Raw genomic sequence first — 16,022 nt, 5'->3', positions numbered from 1 at the left:
TGCCAATATTGCCGAGACGTTCCATTCACTGGTTCTAGCTATACGCGATTCCTAATAACAAGGAATCAGGACGTGAAGTTGGGAATGACTTTAATATCATCAAAGTCATTCTTAATACAGGCCACCGCTCACAGATTAAGACTTTCCCCGTCACTCAGGCCGGGGGTTTTAGAAGCCATAAGCAAACGCCAAGCAACAAGCTTGCAGCAAGGAAGTAGGGAATGCTGATGTTGACTTCGTATAGCAATGTTCGTGCAAGTGGCCCTATCACTACACCTAATCCTTGTGCTGCACCAATTGCTCCAGCGGCTGCCCCTTGCTGATGGGACTCCACCGCATTTGAAGCCAATGCCGCTGATGCCGGAAACACCCACCCCATCCCGGCAGCTGCTATAAAAAAGCACACGTCCAGCACCAAGCTCGTTGTGGCAAATGCTACAGCCCCAAAACCCACACTGCTGACCAATGCGCCGAGAAAAATCATCCGTAATGGAGACCAGCTCAATTTCCGGACGATAAGTTGCGCACAAACCAACCCTATCCCTACCGACGTCAAAGCATGTCCGGCTGCTGCAAGAGCCTCTGCCGGCTCTAATTTCAGTTGGTCAATCGCAAAGAAACCTACCGTGATCTGCGCGATAGAGACGCAAAACATGGCAGCAAATGCGATGACCATGGGTTTGCGTAATCTGGTATCGCTGATACTTCAAGGGATTCAAATGTTGAGGTGGCGTCGGTCCTTTGCCGGGTAATATTTTCCACATAATGCCAATAGCAAAGACAGGAAGTACTGCAATCACATACAGCGGTAGCTCCAGGCTATGTTGTGCCAGCATCGCCGCCACTGCTGGGCCTACAACCAAACCTACCCCATTCGCTGCCCCCAAAGAGGCAATAGCTGCAGCCCGCTTTTCAGGGATGACATGGTCTGCCACAAGCGCCTGCCCTGCGGAAGGGATGGCTGCATAGCATGCGCCCACAGCGCCACGTGTCAGCAACAAACCAGCAAAGACAAGCCAGACTGACAATGAGTAATACATTGCATAAACCAATAAGGCACTCATCATAAAATAGGCAATGGCAAAGCCCACCAAGCCTGATAACAACACGACTCTTCGACCTCGTCTATCACTGAGCTCACCCCAGGGCCGGGAAGACAGCATCCATAGCACACCTCCCACTGTTACAACTGTCCCCACTTGCCAGGGCGCAAGGCTTAGCGATCGAGCAATCGGGCCTATGATTGATACAAAAGCCATCATCGTCATGGTGCAGATCATATAGGCGGCCATCAAAGGCTTGAGATTAAGTGGCTGACTGGTGTTGGGCATCATTCAAAATATACAAACTGGCACGGCTTGGATTGTGGAGAGAGTTATTGGTCTAATCATGGCATTCTTAGGATGGCGACGCCTTGCGCCAAGCTCGCCACACGATCATCAAGGGAATACTCATGCTCAACCAGGAAAGCCAATGCCATATACCTGTAGCCAATAATGCTGCGAGTAGACCAAATCCTGTCAGTACCGCCAAGGCAATGGGCATGCCCCAAATCTGGATAAAGGATTTCACGAGTTTTGCCCCTTTACATTGATTGCATAATCTCGGTGTAATTGCTCAAGATCACTGATACGTTTGTCGGCGGTTTTTCTTCTACCCCACCATAAATATACTCCAGTCCCCAGCACCACCAGCGTCAGCAGGTCGAACAAGGTCCAGATAATCTTCAAGGGCAATTGACCATAGTCTCCAAAATGCAGGGGCTGTGACAATAGTAAGGTTTTGACATACCACGGCATTTCTCTGGTTTCTGTCAGCTTTCCTGTTTGTGCATCGACGAGCGCAGGTTGCAGGAGGCGTGAAGTCACTGGTGTTGTTCCACTGAGAAAAACGGTGTAGTGATGAGGACTTGAAAACATAGTGCCCGGAAACGCAACAAAACGAATATCCATATTGGTCACTGCCGCTTCAGCCGTATCAAGAGCAGCCTGCACTGAACCAATGTTTTCAGGCGCAGATAGCCCTTTATAAGGCGCGATCATTTCCGCCATCTGGTCTTGTTGCCAAAGTCCGATAATGATCTGGCTAAGAGTATTGATGGAACCTGTAATCCCGACAACAAGCACCCATACAATCGTAACCACCCCCAGTAAATTATGGACATCCAACCATTTTAGGCGTTTGCTACGGGTCTTGCGGATAGTGCCAAAGTCCAGTTTACGCATAAAAGGATGGTACAAAACGATGCCAGAAATAATAGCCACCACAAACAACAGACCCATCAGACCCAAGAACAACATGCCTGGCAATCCTGCAAACATGTCGGTGTGTAGCTTAAGCATAATGTACATAAAGCCCTCGTTAGCTGGAGGCTCGTCAAGTACTTGTGCCGTGCGAGAGTCGATCAAAACAATACTGAATTCGTCAGGTGGCGCATCTATCGAATGGGCCATCGAAACCAGCGTCACATGAGGATGCTCTTCTGCATCCCAAAACATGTAGCGAATGACATCTGCAGGACGTTTTTTCAAGGCGGCTTGAGCAATGACATCCATACTGGCAGCGGGTAAATCCTCTGTCAGCTCCGGCGCTTCAGCCTCTCCAGCAAGATGGTCGATCTCCTCGTGGAAAATCAAAGGCAGGCCCGTAATACAAAGCATGATCAGGAAGATCGTACAGATCAGACTTGTCCATTTATGAGTCAGATACCAGAGACGGATATTCATAGTTTTTAACCCTATATGTGCTGTCACTGAAATGGCACATGCCCCTATGGCAAGCCATAGGGGCATGTATGAAGATAACTATTAAAATTTAGAAATCGATTGTTGCAGACACTAGCAAAGTGCGCGGAGCACCAATGTAAAGATAACCTGGCTCGGTCGGGTTGTTGGAAGTACTCCAGTAATCCCGGTCAAACACGTTTTCGATATTGGCACGGAACACAACAGGCTTATCCTGAATAACTGTCTTATACCGTGCACCTATATCAAACCTGGTCCAGCTCGGAATATCAATATTATTGGCCTGATCGTTATATTGTTTTCCAGTGTAGATAGCACGCGCGTTCAAGGTCAAGCCTGGTACAAACAAAGTGTCCCATTCTGCACCAAGGTTGGCTTGTATCCTGGAAATACCAACCCCACGGTTACCATCGAAAGTACCGCCGCTCGTCTTGCTCAGCTTGCTTTGTGTATACGCTGCACCACCCAGTAAGCGCACATGATCGACAACCTCACCAAACAGGTTGAGCTCCAGGCCACGATTACGTTGCTCACCGTTATAACCATACACATTGTTATTAATGCTCGCGGTTGGGCGCTCAATCTCAAACAAGCTAACAGTCGTAGTGAACCTGCCGAAATCTACCTTTACCCCTGCTTCGCGCTGCTGGGTTTTGAAGGGACTAAATGCCTGGCCTGCATTTGCCACATTGAGAAAAGCGGGCGCTGCCTTTGCAGGGCTTAAGCCCTCAATATAGTTGGCATACAGAGACACATGCTCCCATGGCTTGACCACCACACCCAGCACAGGTGTGACAGCGCTCTTGTCGTACTCCCCGGTTTTAGCACCAGTACCAAAGACATATTCTGGTGATTTCACAGTTTGGTGACGAGCACCTAATGTGATCTGCACCTTATCTTCATTAAACGACAAAGTGTCTGCCAGCGCATAACTACTCAGTTCAACGCCTTCATACTTGGTGATGTTGGTCTCAATCCCCGAAGTGCTGGCTGTGCTGGTGTATATCGGGTCATAGAGATTAGACAATAAAGTACCCATCACTGGGGTCATGAATATAGAGGTGGTTTGGTTTACTTTGCTGCCATTGAAAGAGGCTGCATGTTTGACAGGTCCAGTCTCAAACCTGGTGCGTAAACCCGCCTCCAGAGAGCGGGAGTCTATATTGAACAACTGCCAAAAGACTGCCGATGAACTGAAGTTTCCTGCATTATCCTTAATCTCAGGATTTCCAGCGACGGCATTCATGCGACTGGTTCTGGTGCCATAACCGGCATAGACCGTCAGATGATCACTGATGTCATATTCAGCATGAATCACCTGCGATCTATCCTTCATATCTGAATAACCGGTGCCAGGGTAATTGAGTTTATTGTCGGGAGCACCAGGCAGCTTGGTCACTGCTGGCCCCAGGCTGAATTGACGACTCACGCGATCTGTATCCTGGCGTTGATAAATCAGGTCTGCGGAAACGCGTAAGCGTTCGCCCCTATAATCCAGACCCAAGGAACCCAGATGATCTTCGGCCTTTTGCAAATCCTGGCTGGTATTGCCATGACGGTACATGCCATTGACGCGTACGCCAAATTCCTGGTTCTGGCCAAAACGTCGGCCAATATCAACATGGGTACCAAATATGGAGTCAGACAGGTAACTGGCAGTGACGCGGGTCAATTGATCATTGCCTGCACGCTTGGCCACCACATTGATGCTGCCACCAATATTGCCACTGGGGGGAATGCCATTAAGCAGCGCGCTTGGGCCCTTCAGCACTTCCACGCGCTCAACAAACTCCAGTGGTACTCGATAATAAGGCGACAAGCCATACATGCCATTCAAGGCCACATCCTGGCTAGCAACACTAAAGCCGCGGATCGCGAAATCCTCATTGATGTTGTTACGCGCACTAGACAGGCGTACTGAAGGATCAGCGATCAGGAGATCTGACAGACTACGTGCCTGGAAATCTTCTATGGTCTGGGCGGTGTAACTTGTCTGGTTAAATGGCGTATCCATGACACTCTTGACCCCCAACAGACCAAGATTGGCACGTTTAGCCACTTGGCCACCTGCATAGCTTTCTTCAACGGCTTCAGACTTGGATTTAACACTGACTTCGGGGAGGGTAGCCTCTTCCTGCTGAGCATTTCCTTGAGAAGCAGTGTTAGCAGTGGTTGGCTCTGCCGCATGAGCAGACAATCCAAACATAGCAGAAGTGATGATAAGCTGGCCTGATACGGCAGCTTTAATGACCTTTAATGACATGATATCCCCGGAATCAATGAGTTAAATTGCCAATGTTGCAATTTAGAGGGGTTGTATTTTATCCTTAGAAATCGCTATTGGAAATAATTCTCATTATAACTTAACATTTTATTACAAATACTATTTAAAAATAACAATCAATTAGAACAAGCAGGGACTAGCTTCGTGAATTGCAGGAATATTTAATGTTACTTACCGACCTCATCCTGACCATTGCCTTATTAATCATGCTATCCAGTTGGTTTTTCACGGTACCGAAAAACAATAAATGGCTGTGGATGAGTGTTATGGCAGTGATTGGGATATGCATCTGGAGTATTGCTGAAGACCGGTGGCAAGCTTGGAGTGGCCTAATCGTAGGAGTAGTTGTCGCGAGCGGCCTGTTAGCGGGGCAAAGATTTAACCATTCTCGTATACGAATGCAGATATCTGGATTCTGCATCAGCTTGACTGTGTTATTAAGCATTGCTGTACTCTGGTTATTCCCTATTCCAGATTTACCGAAACCTAGCGGACCGCATGCTGTTGGGGTTAAAACGTTTGAATTGGTGGATCACAACCGTTTGGGGGTATTTACACAAAATAAGGCTGAGCCTCGCCGTCTCTTGATTAGGGTGTGGTATCCAGCCACCAGGCCTCAACATCAAGCCCCACAACCCTATCTCAGTGCAGACGAGACTCAATACACCATACGCGGCATTGGTGAATTTATTGGCTTCTCTCCTTTGTTTACCTACATGCGCAATGCCCAGACAAACTCCTTCGCTGATGCGCCCCTGATTAAGGGAGCAAGTCAATTGCCTACGGTATTTTTCAGCCATGGCTATGCTTCTTCGCTGGGTTGGAACACAGTGCTGATGGAGCATCTTGCAAGTCATGGCTATGTGATCTATTCCATTCAACATACTCATGACGCTCTTCCCACCGTATTTGCTGATCACACGATTGCGGATACAGACCCGGAGTTGATTGCTGCTGCCAGAAAATCGTCTATTGGAGCTGGTATCTTGCCGCCTACAATGTCGAAAAGCTTTACTGCACACTCTATCTCAGAACAACTAATAGCCCATGTCGACGGGGCAATGGAAATGTTGTCAGAGAAACAAAGACTCGTTGTCGAGAGTGCGCCTGTCTGGGTACAGGATCGATTATTTGTGCATGACCAGCTTCAACACAGTGTCGTCCCATCTTCAGTACATAGTATTGTGGCCGCAAGCAATTTAACCCGTACCGGAGAAATGGGGCTTTCTTTTGGTGGTTCAGTCAGTGGGGCTGTCTGTATGCTGGATAGCCGCTGCGGAGCGGTGGTCAATATTGATGGGGGAGATTTCCACTACCTGCCTGTTAATGCTGACCTTGGGAAGCCTCTTCTGATGTTGCACTCAGATATTGATTTGTTCTACAAAAGCTTCGGGATTGAAAAGTCATATACCCGCCGGAGTTTGAATGATTTCGCCTATGAGAGCTTTGAGCACGCGGGAGATCATCCTGATATCCATCGCATTCAATTGAAAGGCGTTACCCACAATGGCCTCTCAGACTTCAGTCTTTTCCTACGCACGCCTCTAAGCGACATGTTGATTGGCCCCACCCCTGCAACCAAAGCAATCAATATGGAAAATGATTTTATTCTTGGATTCTTCGATAAGCATTTACGGAACAGTAAAAACTCGTTTCCTGCCGATGAATATAAACATCATAAAGAATTGGCAATGCCTTACCGCAACGACCATATTAAAACATGGTGGGAGTCATTGAGTGAATCTGAAAAACATGATGTAACTCAGCGTATCAACGTATTGAAGAGCAGCTTGCTGCTTCACCAGAAGGATGCACCAGTACTTCATTAGAAATAGAACTGTGAGCAGAAGTGAATACGCTTATCCGACTAACAACAGCCATGAGACTGTATAGAGGTTCTGGAAAACCTCTGGCAATCACCCGTCAAAAACACTACCATTCTCTCGTACATGCCAGACATCCTGATGTGATGGATGTGCCCACACTTCCATACCACAATGACCAAGCTTCCCTACCTCAACGGATACCCTGCCACCCTTATTGTCCAAATCTGCACACTGCTGGAAAAAGGGCAGCTTGGTGTCTGGCTGGAACGCAAGTATCCGGCCCGCCATGATATACAGACGGACAAGGCGCTATATCAATATGTATTAGACATAAAGCAGCGACATCTGAAAAATGCATCGGCTGTGGCTAAAGTACAATTCGACAATCGACAGCACCCCGTCAAGGGAACGCTCGGCACCAACACTTTCGTGGCGCGCGTACAGGGCAACAAGCTGAAGAATAAAAATGAAATCCGCATCGCTACCCTTTTTCGTGATGCTCCCGAAGGTTTTTTACGTATGATCGTAGTGCACGAGCTTGCCCACCTGAAGGAGAAGGATCACAACAAGGCGTTCTACCAATTATGCCGTCACATGGAACCAGACTATCACCAGCTGGAGTTTGATATGCGCGTATGGCTGACCTGGCGCGAACACGGACAGCCTGCCCCGATCGAGCCTCTGCCTGAGTAAATGCAAGCAGGTTCTCGCCCTATCAATCAACATTGTGCGGCCTGTTACCTATCCAAATGTAGCGTGCATTTCTTATGCTCACCTGCGAACAGATAGCCAATAGGGCTGTGATATCATGGCGGGCTTGCAATCTGTGGTTTACATTATTATGGCTAGCCATATTGATATCGATGCGAACGAGCTGCATACGCTTTTGTCATCACAAACAATTATCCTGGTGGATGTACGTAACGACGACGAAGTCGCGCGCGGCATTATCGAAGGGGCAATGCACCTCCCCATGTCAGTGATCCCTGGCATGGCAGGCTTGCTGTCCGAACATCCTGACACCGCACTTGTGTTCTACTGTCATAGCGGCATCCGTTCTGCCCAGGCTGCCGTCTTCCTGGCGGGCCAGGGGCGTGACAAGGTATATAACCTGCGAGGTGGCATCCTGGCATGGGGTAATGCAGGCTATACCTTTACGACCAAGACTGAATGATCATGGAATTCCAGACCGAACTCGATGCACGTGGACTCAAATGCCCGTTGCCTATTTTGCGCTGCAAAAAAGCTCTGGCGGAAGTGGATGCGGGCAATGTATTAAAAGTTGTGACCACAGACCCAGGCTCTGTCAAAGACTTTCAGGCATTCTGCAAACAAACCGGCCACGAGATACTGGACATGGCAGAAAATGCTGACGCACCGCAGAAGGAATTCATTTTCCATATCAGGAAACGTACAGCTTAAGAACAAGGCCTATCACCTAAGCATCTCAGTCTTTGCTGAGCGCTCTGCACCATACAGAATCAACACCAAATAAAAAGCCTCCGAATGGAGGCTTTTTATTTACTCTGGTAGATCAGCCTCTTACTTGAGCTTAGCCAATTGCTGCTGTAGTTTCTCCAGTGTAGACAGGAAAACGGTCAGGCGCTCCTGCTCTTGCGCTACAACTGCAGCAGGCGCACGTGCAACAAAACTTTCATTACCCAGCTTGCTTTGGGCTTTGCCAACCTCCGTCTCGATACGGTTGATCTCCTTGCTCAGGCGCTCTTTCTCGGCCGCAACATCGATCTCGATCTTGAGCATGAGCTTGAAATCACCCGCCAGTGCCACGGGGGCATCCGCTTCTGGTAGTTCTGCCACAATCTCTACCTCTGCCAACTTGGCCAAGGCCTTGAGATGCGGCGCATAAGCTGCCAGCTTTTCTGCATCACCAGCCGCAATCAGCGGCACACGTGTGGCAGGTGACACGCCCATTTCTCCACGCAAACTGCGGCAGGCATCCACTGCCTGCTTGAGCAGGGCAACCCAGGCTTCAGCACTGGCATCCACCTTGGCAGGCTGGGTCTGGGGGTAGGTTTCCAGCATGATACTGGGGCCTGTGCGCCCAGACAGCGGACCAACGGTCTGCCAGATTTCCTCGGTAATGAATGGCATCAATGGATGCGCCAGGCGCAATATGGTTTCCAGCACGCGTAACAAGGTGCGGCGCGTGGCGCGCTGCTCAGCCTCGTCACCGGTCTGCAACTGTACTTTCGCCAGCTCCAGGTACCAATCGCAATACTCATCCCAGACAAACTTGTAGATGGACTGTGCCACATTATCGAAGCGATATTCAGCAAAGCTGCGTTCAATTTCCGCCTCGGTATGCTGCAACAGGCTCACTATCCAGCGGTCTGCCTGCGAGAACTTGAGATAGCCTTCTGGCTTGGTCTTGCAATCTTCCAGCCCGTTATCCTGGCCCTCGGTGTTCATCAGCACAAAGCGCGTGGCATTCCACAGCTTGTTGCAGAAATTGCGATAACCTTCGCAGCGCTGCAAATCAAACTTGATATCGCGTCCTGGAGAGGCCAGCGAGGCAAAAGTGAAGCGCAATGCATCAGTACCAAACGCAGGAATGCCCTCTGGGAACTCCTTGCGGGTGCGTTTCTCAATCTTTTCCGCATCCCTGGGGTTCATCAAACCAGTGGTGCGTTTCTTCACCAGCTCATCCAGCCCGATACCATCAATCAGGTCGATCGGATCCAGCACATTGCCCTTGGACTTGGACATCTTCTGGCCTTCCGCATCGCGGATCAGGCCATGGACGTAAACATGTTTAAACGGGATCTTGCCGGTGATGTGCTTGGTCATCATTACCATGCGTGCCACCCAGAAGAAGATGATGTCAAAACCCGTCACCAGTACCGAGGAAGGCAGGTATTGTTGCAAGGCCTGGTTAGCCTGATCCTTTTCCTCGTCACCGGTCCAATCCAATGTGGAAAAAGGCCACAGCGCTGAGGAATACCAGGTGTCCAGCACATCGTCATCGCGCTTCAAATTGCCGCGATATCCATCGTTGGCTGCAAGCTGTATCGCCTCGGATTCATTATGCGCGACATAAACCTTGCCCTCATCGCTATACCAGGCAGGAATCTGGTGACCCCACCATAGCTGGCGGGAAATACACCAGTCCTGGATATTGTTGAGCCACTGGTTGTAAGTATTCACCCAGTTTTCCGGCACAAACTTGATCTCGCCAGAAGCCACTACCTCCAGCGCCTTTTGCGTGATGCTCTTGCCATCGGCTGCGGGCTTGCTCATGGCGACAAACCACTGGTCGGTCAACATCGGCTCAATCACGACATTGGTCCGGTCGCCACGCGGCACCTTGAGCTTGTGCTTATCAACCTTAGCCAGGTAACCCTGTGCTTCAAGATCAGCGACTATCTGCTTGCGGGCATCAAAACGTTCTAATCCCTGATACTTCAGAGGAATGAAATTTACTGTCGGCTCTGAAGTCAAATCAGTATCCGCTAATATTGAACCATCTTTACTAGCTTTATGGCCCCAAGAAAAATCATCAAATTCAGAGCTTTTTATTTTTCCATCTAACGTCAATATAGATAGTGGCTTTAGTTTATGCCGCTGGCCCACCGCATAATCGTTGAAATCATGCGCAGGCGTCACCTTGACCACACCCGTGCCGAACTCGCGATCTACATAATCATCAGCAATAATCGGGATTTCACGGTCGCACAGCGGCAGCTTGACGGTCTTGCCCACCAGGTGTGCATAACGCTCGTCTTCAGGGTGTACCATCACAGCCACATCACCCAGCATGGTTTCAGGACGGGTAGTCGCTACGGTGAGATGGCCTGAACCATCAGCCAGGGGATAGTTGATATGCCAGAGGGATCCATCTTCCTCTTCCTGCACCACTTCGAGGTCTGAGACAGCGGTACCCAGCTTCACATCCCAGTTCACCAAACGCTTGCCGCGATAAATCAGGCCTTCGTTATAAAGGCGGACAAAGGTCTCGGTCACTGTCCTGGACAAGCCTTCATCCATGGTGAAACGCTCGCGACTCCAGTCGGGCGAGGTGCCCAGACGGCGCATTTGTTTGGTGATGGTGCCGCCGGAATACTCTTTCCATTCCCAGACTTTTTCCAGGAATTTCTCGCGGCCCAGGTCATGACGACTCACGCCTTGTGCATCCAGCTGGCGTTCCACCACGATCTGGGTGGCAATGCCCGCGTGGTCAGTACCAGGCTGCCACAAGGTGTTGTCGCCGCGCATGCGATGGTAACGGGTCAATGCATCCATGATGGTCTGGTTGAAACCATGCCCCATATGCAGGGTGCCGGTCACATTCGGTGGTGGCAGCAGGATGCAGAAATTATCTTGTTTAGTGGAATCCAGACCAGCAGCATAGTAGCCATGCTCTTCCCAGAATTGGTACCAGCGGCTTTCTATGTTCTTGGGTTCAAAGGATTTATCCAGGGTATTGGCTTGGGAGTTATCTGTGCTCATAGGGGTGGGATTTTAGCATAGCGACCCGCCGCCATAACGCCTGCCCCTGCAAAAACTGCGGATTGATGATCCTGTTACCAGGGATGCTGGCTCACCCAGAAAATGGCGGCCATGGCTCCAGCCAATATCAGCGCATGCACCCAGCCCCAGCACAGATACTGCTGACGCAGACGATGAGGAGAACGGCTGGAGAGCAAGAACATGCGTCCATCGGCAGGTGCCCTGATGATATGGACACCAGCGGCTGTTCTCAGCTCACAGTGCTGCTTCTCCACTTCGCGGATCGCGGCACGACGTGCCAGCTCCCATTCCTTGAGATCGATCTCGCCATTGCCATCCAGATCAAAGCGCTGCAATAAACTCGCTTTGTCCTGCTTCCACTCGCCAAGCAAGGCCGATACATCCTCGCTTTTATTGAGTGGGGTATTGGCTCCGCCCACTGTGGTCAATTCACCCAGCACATAAATGGCCCCGGCAAATAGAATCTCCTCCACCCGCTTGTAATCTGCCTCATAGCTTACCCTGCGCTCCGGGCCTATCACTTCTGCATGATCAGGATCAACAAAACATTGCCCGCTACCATCAGAGATCACAAACGTTTCACCACTCACGCCTTGATGCTCCAGATGCCAGTCTTTGTTCCCACGCTTGCGATAAACCTGATAGCGATACCAGACACAGCGCCGCGCTGAAAACGGGCTGACGATCAAATGCTCAGGATCTGGCACCGCCCGGCCATACAGCTCAACATAGCCTTGTGCTGCCGAGCTAATGCGTGAGGTCGGAAGGTCGGCAATAGCACGTACACGCCGATAATTGGAGGCCCAGGCAAAGCCGCTGATCAAGGCTACCAAACCCAAGCACCATTGCCACACATCTGGCCGCCTGAACTGTAGTGCAACCAGCAGCAACGCCAGATGACTGACCGAAGTCAGTAGATCGACGTAATGACGGCGCCAGCCCTGGAATATCACGAGGAATTAAAGCAATGAATTACTGATTGAAACGCTTGGCAATATCCACATCCTGCAATTCGCTCTTGGCAAATCGCAGCAAAGCCTGGCGGCTGAAACCCAGCGTACGGGCAACTACCAGATCCGGGAACTGGGCAATGCGAACATTATGGATATTGACACTGTCGTTATAGAACTCGCGGCGATCCGCAATGGCATTTTCCAGCCCGCTGATACGCGCCTGTAAATGCAGGAACTGCTCATTCGCCTTCAACTCAGGGTAAGACTCTGCCACGGCAAACAAGCTTCCCAGTCCCGCACGCAATGCACCTTCTGCTGCACCTAACGCGGCCACATCATGCAGCTCACGTGCCTCAGAAACACGTGACCGTGCCTGGATTACCTTCTGCAAGGTATCTTGCTCATGCTGCATGTATTGCCTGCAGGTATCCACCAGCTTGGGCAATTCATCATGCCGCTGCTTGAGCAACACATCAATATTGGCCCAGGCTTTTTCTACATTGTTCTTGAGCAACACCAGACCGTTATAAACCATGATGAAATAAACCACGACAATCACCAATACCACCAGTACAAAAATCGGCATATCACCCCTCCCCTTTTTGCTTGCAAGTGTAATCTGCGAGTATGAGATGAGGCAACGAAAAGAACCAATTGATGATGACCAAATAAAAAGGCCAGTTGCCTGGCCTTTGATACATCAAGAGAAATTTTTTAGCCAAACAACTGCTTGCGTCTGCTTGTGTACCCCACTAAACCAAGACCGATCAATAACAAACCATAGGTTGATGGCTCCGGTACGGCAACCACATTCACAGAAAATACCAAATCGCCATTCCAGTTAGTCGTCCAGGCATCCTGAGTTAATTGACTACGGTCATTACCATTATTGATAAATACAAACTCCCCGCCGGCATATGATGCACCGTCATCCAGATACCCCCAGCGGTTAGTCTCGGTGGTACCCGATTGAATACCTGAGGTAGTGAAATACAGCACATATTGCGCATCAGGCACCAGATTAATCCCCGGATTGACTGTCACCGGGTTGAAACTCCCGGTTGCGCTCAACAGGATGGAAGCCGATTGATAGACAATCTCGCCAATGCGATCCCCATTCCATGTCCCCACCTCGGCAGTGAATGGAATGTTTAAAGGAGACAGGTAAAACGTAAATGAATCCAGATACAAACCTTGTTCACCTGTAGTAATCGTTTGTCCATAGGTGGCTGTATTGCCTTCTCCAAATGGTTGTACACCTGAGGACCAATTCCACGCCTCCACAGTACTGATTGTGGTGTCAGTATTTGCCTGGGCAATCGTGGCAAATGCCATCATCAACGTAACACTTAAGACAGAAGCTTTCATTTACTCCTCCACCATGCTAAAAGTATCTATAAATTATTAATTTTTATATGTTTTACGCTCTTTACCACACACTCCACAATAGTCCGTTAAGACTAGGCAGAGGGCTATTTTCAATGCGTGAATAATAAAAAAGGGCCGGTTACCCGGCCCTTTCTCAAAACTACAGATTTAAGCTGCGTAAACCACTTTTCTACGTCTCGCTGCAATGCCTATCAAACCAAGTCCAGCCAGTAACATGCCATATGTGGCAGGTTCAGGTACGGCGGCCAGATTTGCGCTGAAAGCAAGGTCCCCACCTAGCGTCGTGACCCATGGAGACCCTGTCAACCGACTACGGTCATTTCCATTGTTGAGGTAGACAAATGTGCCGCCTGTATACGCGCTATCAGCGGTCAGCCCCCAAGCATTGGTACTTTCCTGATTGTTCTGTATGCCGGATGTCGTGAAATACAAGACATACTGACTATTGGCATTCAACGTGATGTCAGGACTTGCAGTGATCGCGGTAAACTCGCTCTGCGCTGAAAAACTGAATGGATCAGACTGGTAAACAATCTCCCCCACCCTGGATCCCGTCCAGGTACCCACTTCAACGGTAAACGCCGCATCCAATGCCGTCAGATTGAAAGTAAACGATTGCAGCACCTGTGCTACATCCCCAATGGAAATGGTTTGACCATAGGTAGCAGTATCAGGTGTACCGAATGGCGACACGCTTGAATCTATTGTCCCATCCCACTGATCAAGAGTACTGATATTAGCGGCGTTAGCTGCCGAAGCAAACGTTAACGCCAAAGCAAAACCTAATGCTGGAATTTTCACACGACCTCCTTGAATTAATGAATATGACTTAAGCTACTCAATAGGCATTTTCATACCTGCTGATGGCAGCATGCTGTCATGTATGCCACACGCTTCGTGCTTAAAAATTCCCCCCACTTACCCGACACTGATTTGCAGCTAAAGTTTCTGTTAGGATAAGCATCTCTTTAAATGAGGTCGTCATATGCTGGAACCAATCTGGGCTTGGGGTATTCTTGGATTAATCTTGATTGCGTTGGAAATGCTTTCTGGAACTCTATATATCCTCTGGTTTGGTATTGCCGCACTCTGTTTGAGCCTGCTGGCTTATATTTTTCCGGCGATTGATATTGCATGGCAGCTGTTGATATTCACTGTGCTGGCATTAGGCTCGCTTATCCTCTGGAGGCAGTTTTACAAAAAAGAAACCACTGACTCCAACATCGGCCAATCACGCGGTGATGAGATCGGTCGCATCGGCACCATCACCCAGGCGGTCAGCAGTAAGCAGAATGGCCGCATAGAATTTGCGCAGGGCGTATTGGGCAGCCGGGATTGGGTTGCTATTGCCAATGAAGAAATCGAAGCAGGCGCTGATGCCATCGTGGTGGCGGTGGAAGGCAATCGACTGCGCGTCACAAGCAAAACCTGAATCTACAACGAGGAGACACCATGTTTGAATTTGCTTTTGTATTAATTGCCGCCGCCGCTGTGCTGGCCTGGAAAGGCATACGTATCGTGCCGCAAGGTGAGGAGTGGGTGGTGGAAAGACTGGGGAAATTCAATGCCGTCATTACCCCTGGCCTGCACATCATCAACCCGATCTTCAGCAAAGTGACTTATAAGGTCACCACCAAGGACATCATCCTTGATGTGCCTGAGCAGGATGTCATTACCAAGGATAACGCCGTCATCCTTGCCAATGCACTGGCATTTATCAAAGTCACCAACATTGAGCGAGCTGTCTACGGCATTGAGGATTTCCGTGAGGCCATGCGCAACATGGTACAGACCAACCTGCGCTCCATCATAGGTGGCATGGACCTGAACGAAGCGCTGACCTCGCGCGAACGCATCAAGTCAGAGCTGAAAACTGCAATTGCCGATGAAGCGTCCGACTGGGGATTAACCGTCAAATCAGTGGAAATCCAGGACATTAAACCATCAGCCAATATGCAGCATGCCATGGAACAACAAGCTTCTGCCGAACGTGAACGGGTAGCCGTGGTCACCAGAGCCGAGGGCGATAAACAGTCGCTGATCCTCAATGCCGAGGCCCGACTGGAAGCAGCAAGAAAAGATGCAGAAGCGCAAAAGGTGGCGGCAGAAGCCTCCGCTGAATCCATCCGTATGATTGCGGAGGCAGTAAAGCAAAACGATACCTCCGCCACCTTCCTGCTGGGCGACCGTTATATTCAGGCCTTGCAGAAAATGTCCAGCTCCAGCAATAGCAAGATAGTCGTGATGCCTGGCGATATTGTCAGTGCGGTCAAAGCATTGGTAGGTAGCAGTAAGTAACGACGCCAGAAAATGCTAAAGGGAGCCTAGGCTCCCTTTT

16 protein-coding genes are annotated in these 16,022 nt (G+C 49.7%); 6 read left to right on the top strand and 10 right to left on the bottom strand.

Going from position 1 to position 16,022, the window contains the following annotated elements; all coding sequences use genetic code 11:
* Positions 1-154: 154 nt before the first annotated feature.
* From LG201_RS09655 to LG201_RS09635, 5 genes are all read right to left on the bottom strand, one after another.
* A complete protein-coding gene (locus tag LG201_RS09655) occupies positions 155-655 on the bottom strand; it encodes an MFS transporter (protein WP_226771995.1) in 501 nt (166 codons plus the stop codon).
* Positions 606-1,334 (bottom strand): MFS transporter, encoded by a 729-nt coding sequence (locus LG201_RS09650; RefSeq protein ID WP_226771994.1) that lies wholly within the window; start codon positions 1,332-1,334, stop codon positions 606-608. Before LG201_RS09650 ends, LG201_RS09655 begins: the two co-directional genes overlap by 50 nt.
* A 64-nt stretch (positions 1,335-1,398) precedes the next feature.
* Positions 1,399-1,572 (bottom strand): hypothetical protein, encoded by a 174-nt coding sequence (locus LG201_RS09645; RefSeq protein ID WP_226771993.1) that lies wholly within the window; start codon positions 1,570-1,572, stop codon positions 1,399-1,401.
* Positions 1,569-2,726 carry a PepSY-associated TM helix domain-containing protein gene (locus LG201_RS09640; protein ID WP_226771992.1) on the bottom strand — a complete coding sequence of 386 codons (1,158 nt, stop codon included), beginning with the start codon at positions 2,724-2,726 and terminating at the stop codon, positions 1,569-1,571. Before LG201_RS09640 ends, LG201_RS09645 begins: the two co-directional genes overlap by 4 nt.
* A gap of 88 nt (positions 2,727-2,814) precedes the next feature.
* Positions 2,815-5,007 carry a TonB-dependent receptor gene (locus LG201_RS09635; RefSeq protein WP_226771991.1) on the bottom strand — a complete coding sequence of 731 codons (2,193 nt, stop codon included), beginning with the start codon at positions 5,005-5,007 and terminating at the stop codon, positions 2,815-2,817.
* 185 nt (positions 5,008-5,192) lie between these two features.
* Here LG201_RS09635 and LG201_RS09630 point away from each other — a divergent pair, with 185 nt between their 5' ends.
* From LG201_RS09630 to LG201_RS09615, 4 genes are all read left to right on the top strand, one after another.
* Positions 5,193-6,857, top strand: coding sequence for an alpha/beta hydrolase (locus tag LG201_RS09630; protein ID WP_226771990.1), 1,665 nt, complete (start codon positions 5,193-5,195; stop codon positions 6,855-6,857).
* 168 nt (positions 6,858-7,025) lie between these two features.
* Positions 7,026-7,547, top strand: a complete 522-nt coding sequence (locus LG201_RS09625; protein WP_226771989.1) for a YgjP-like metallopeptidase domain-containing protein — start codon at positions 7,026-7,028, stop codon at positions 7,545-7,547.
* Between the two features lie 115 nt (positions 7,548-7,662).
* Entirely contained in the window at positions 7,663-8,028 is a 366-nt protein-coding gene (locus LG201_RS09620; protein ID WP_226771988.1) for a rhodanese-like domain-containing protein, read from the top strand.
* 2 nt (positions 8,029-8,030) lie between these two features.
* Positions 8,031-8,276, top strand: coding sequence for a sulfurtransferase TusA family protein (locus tag LG201_RS09615; protein WP_226771987.1), 246 nt, complete (start codon positions 8,031-8,033; stop codon positions 8,274-8,276).
* Between the two features lie 120 nt (positions 8,277-8,396).
* On the opposite strand, the gene LG201_RS09610 is transcribed toward LG201_RS09615, so the two are convergent.
* From LG201_RS09610 to LG201_RS09590, 5 genes are all read right to left on the bottom strand, one after another.
* On the bottom strand, positions 8,397-11,321 hold the full coding sequence (locus LG201_RS09610; protein WP_226771986.1) for a valine--tRNA ligase: 2,925 nt from the start codon (positions 11,319-11,321) through the stop codon (positions 8,397-8,399).
* 74 nt (positions 11,322-11,395) lie between these two features.
* Entirely contained in the window at positions 11,396-12,295 is a 900-nt protein-coding gene (locus tag LG201_RS09605; protein WP_226771985.1) for a hypothetical protein, read from the bottom strand.
* Between the two features lie 19 nt (positions 12,296-12,314).
* On the bottom strand, positions 12,315-12,881 hold the full coding sequence (locus LG201_RS09600) for a LemA family protein (protein WP_226771984.1): 567 nt from the start codon (positions 12,879-12,881) through the stop codon (positions 12,315-12,317).
* Positions 12,882-13,009: 128 nt separating this feature from the next.
* Entirely contained in the window at positions 13,010-13,663 is a 654-nt protein-coding gene (locus LG201_RS09595; RefSeq protein ID WP_226771983.1) for an FxDxF family PEP-CTERM protein, read from the bottom strand.
* 168 nt (positions 13,664-13,831) lie between these two features.
* Positions 13,832-14,485 (bottom strand): FxDxF family PEP-CTERM protein, encoded by a 654-nt coding sequence (locus LG201_RS09590; RefSeq protein WP_226771982.1) that lies wholly within the window; start codon positions 14,483-14,485, stop codon positions 13,832-13,834.
* A 184-nt stretch (positions 14,486-14,669) separates the two neighbouring features.
* On the opposite strand from LG201_RS09590, the gene LG201_RS09585 reads away from it, so the two are divergent.
* The gene (locus LG201_RS09585) at positions 14,670-15,116 is read left to right on the top strand and encodes an NfeD family protein (RefSeq protein WP_226771981.1); all 447 of its coding nucleotides are present in this window, start codon (positions 14,670-14,672) and stop codon (positions 15,114-15,116) included.
* A gap of 20 nt (positions 15,117-15,136) precedes the next feature.
* Entirely contained in the window at positions 15,137-15,982 is an 846-nt protein-coding gene (locus LG201_RS09580) for an SPFH domain-containing protein (protein ID WP_226771980.1), read from the top strand.
* Positions 15,983-16,022: the final 40 nt, after the last annotated feature.

Source organism: Methylobacillus gramineus (genome assembly GCF_020532675.1).
Classification (GTDB): Bacteria; Pseudomonadota; Gammaproteobacteria; order Burkholderiales; family Methylophilaceae; genus Methylobacillus; species Methylobacillus gramineus.
Note: the sequence above shows the minus strand (reverse complement) of the source record. Positions and strands in the feature narration are given on the sequence as shown.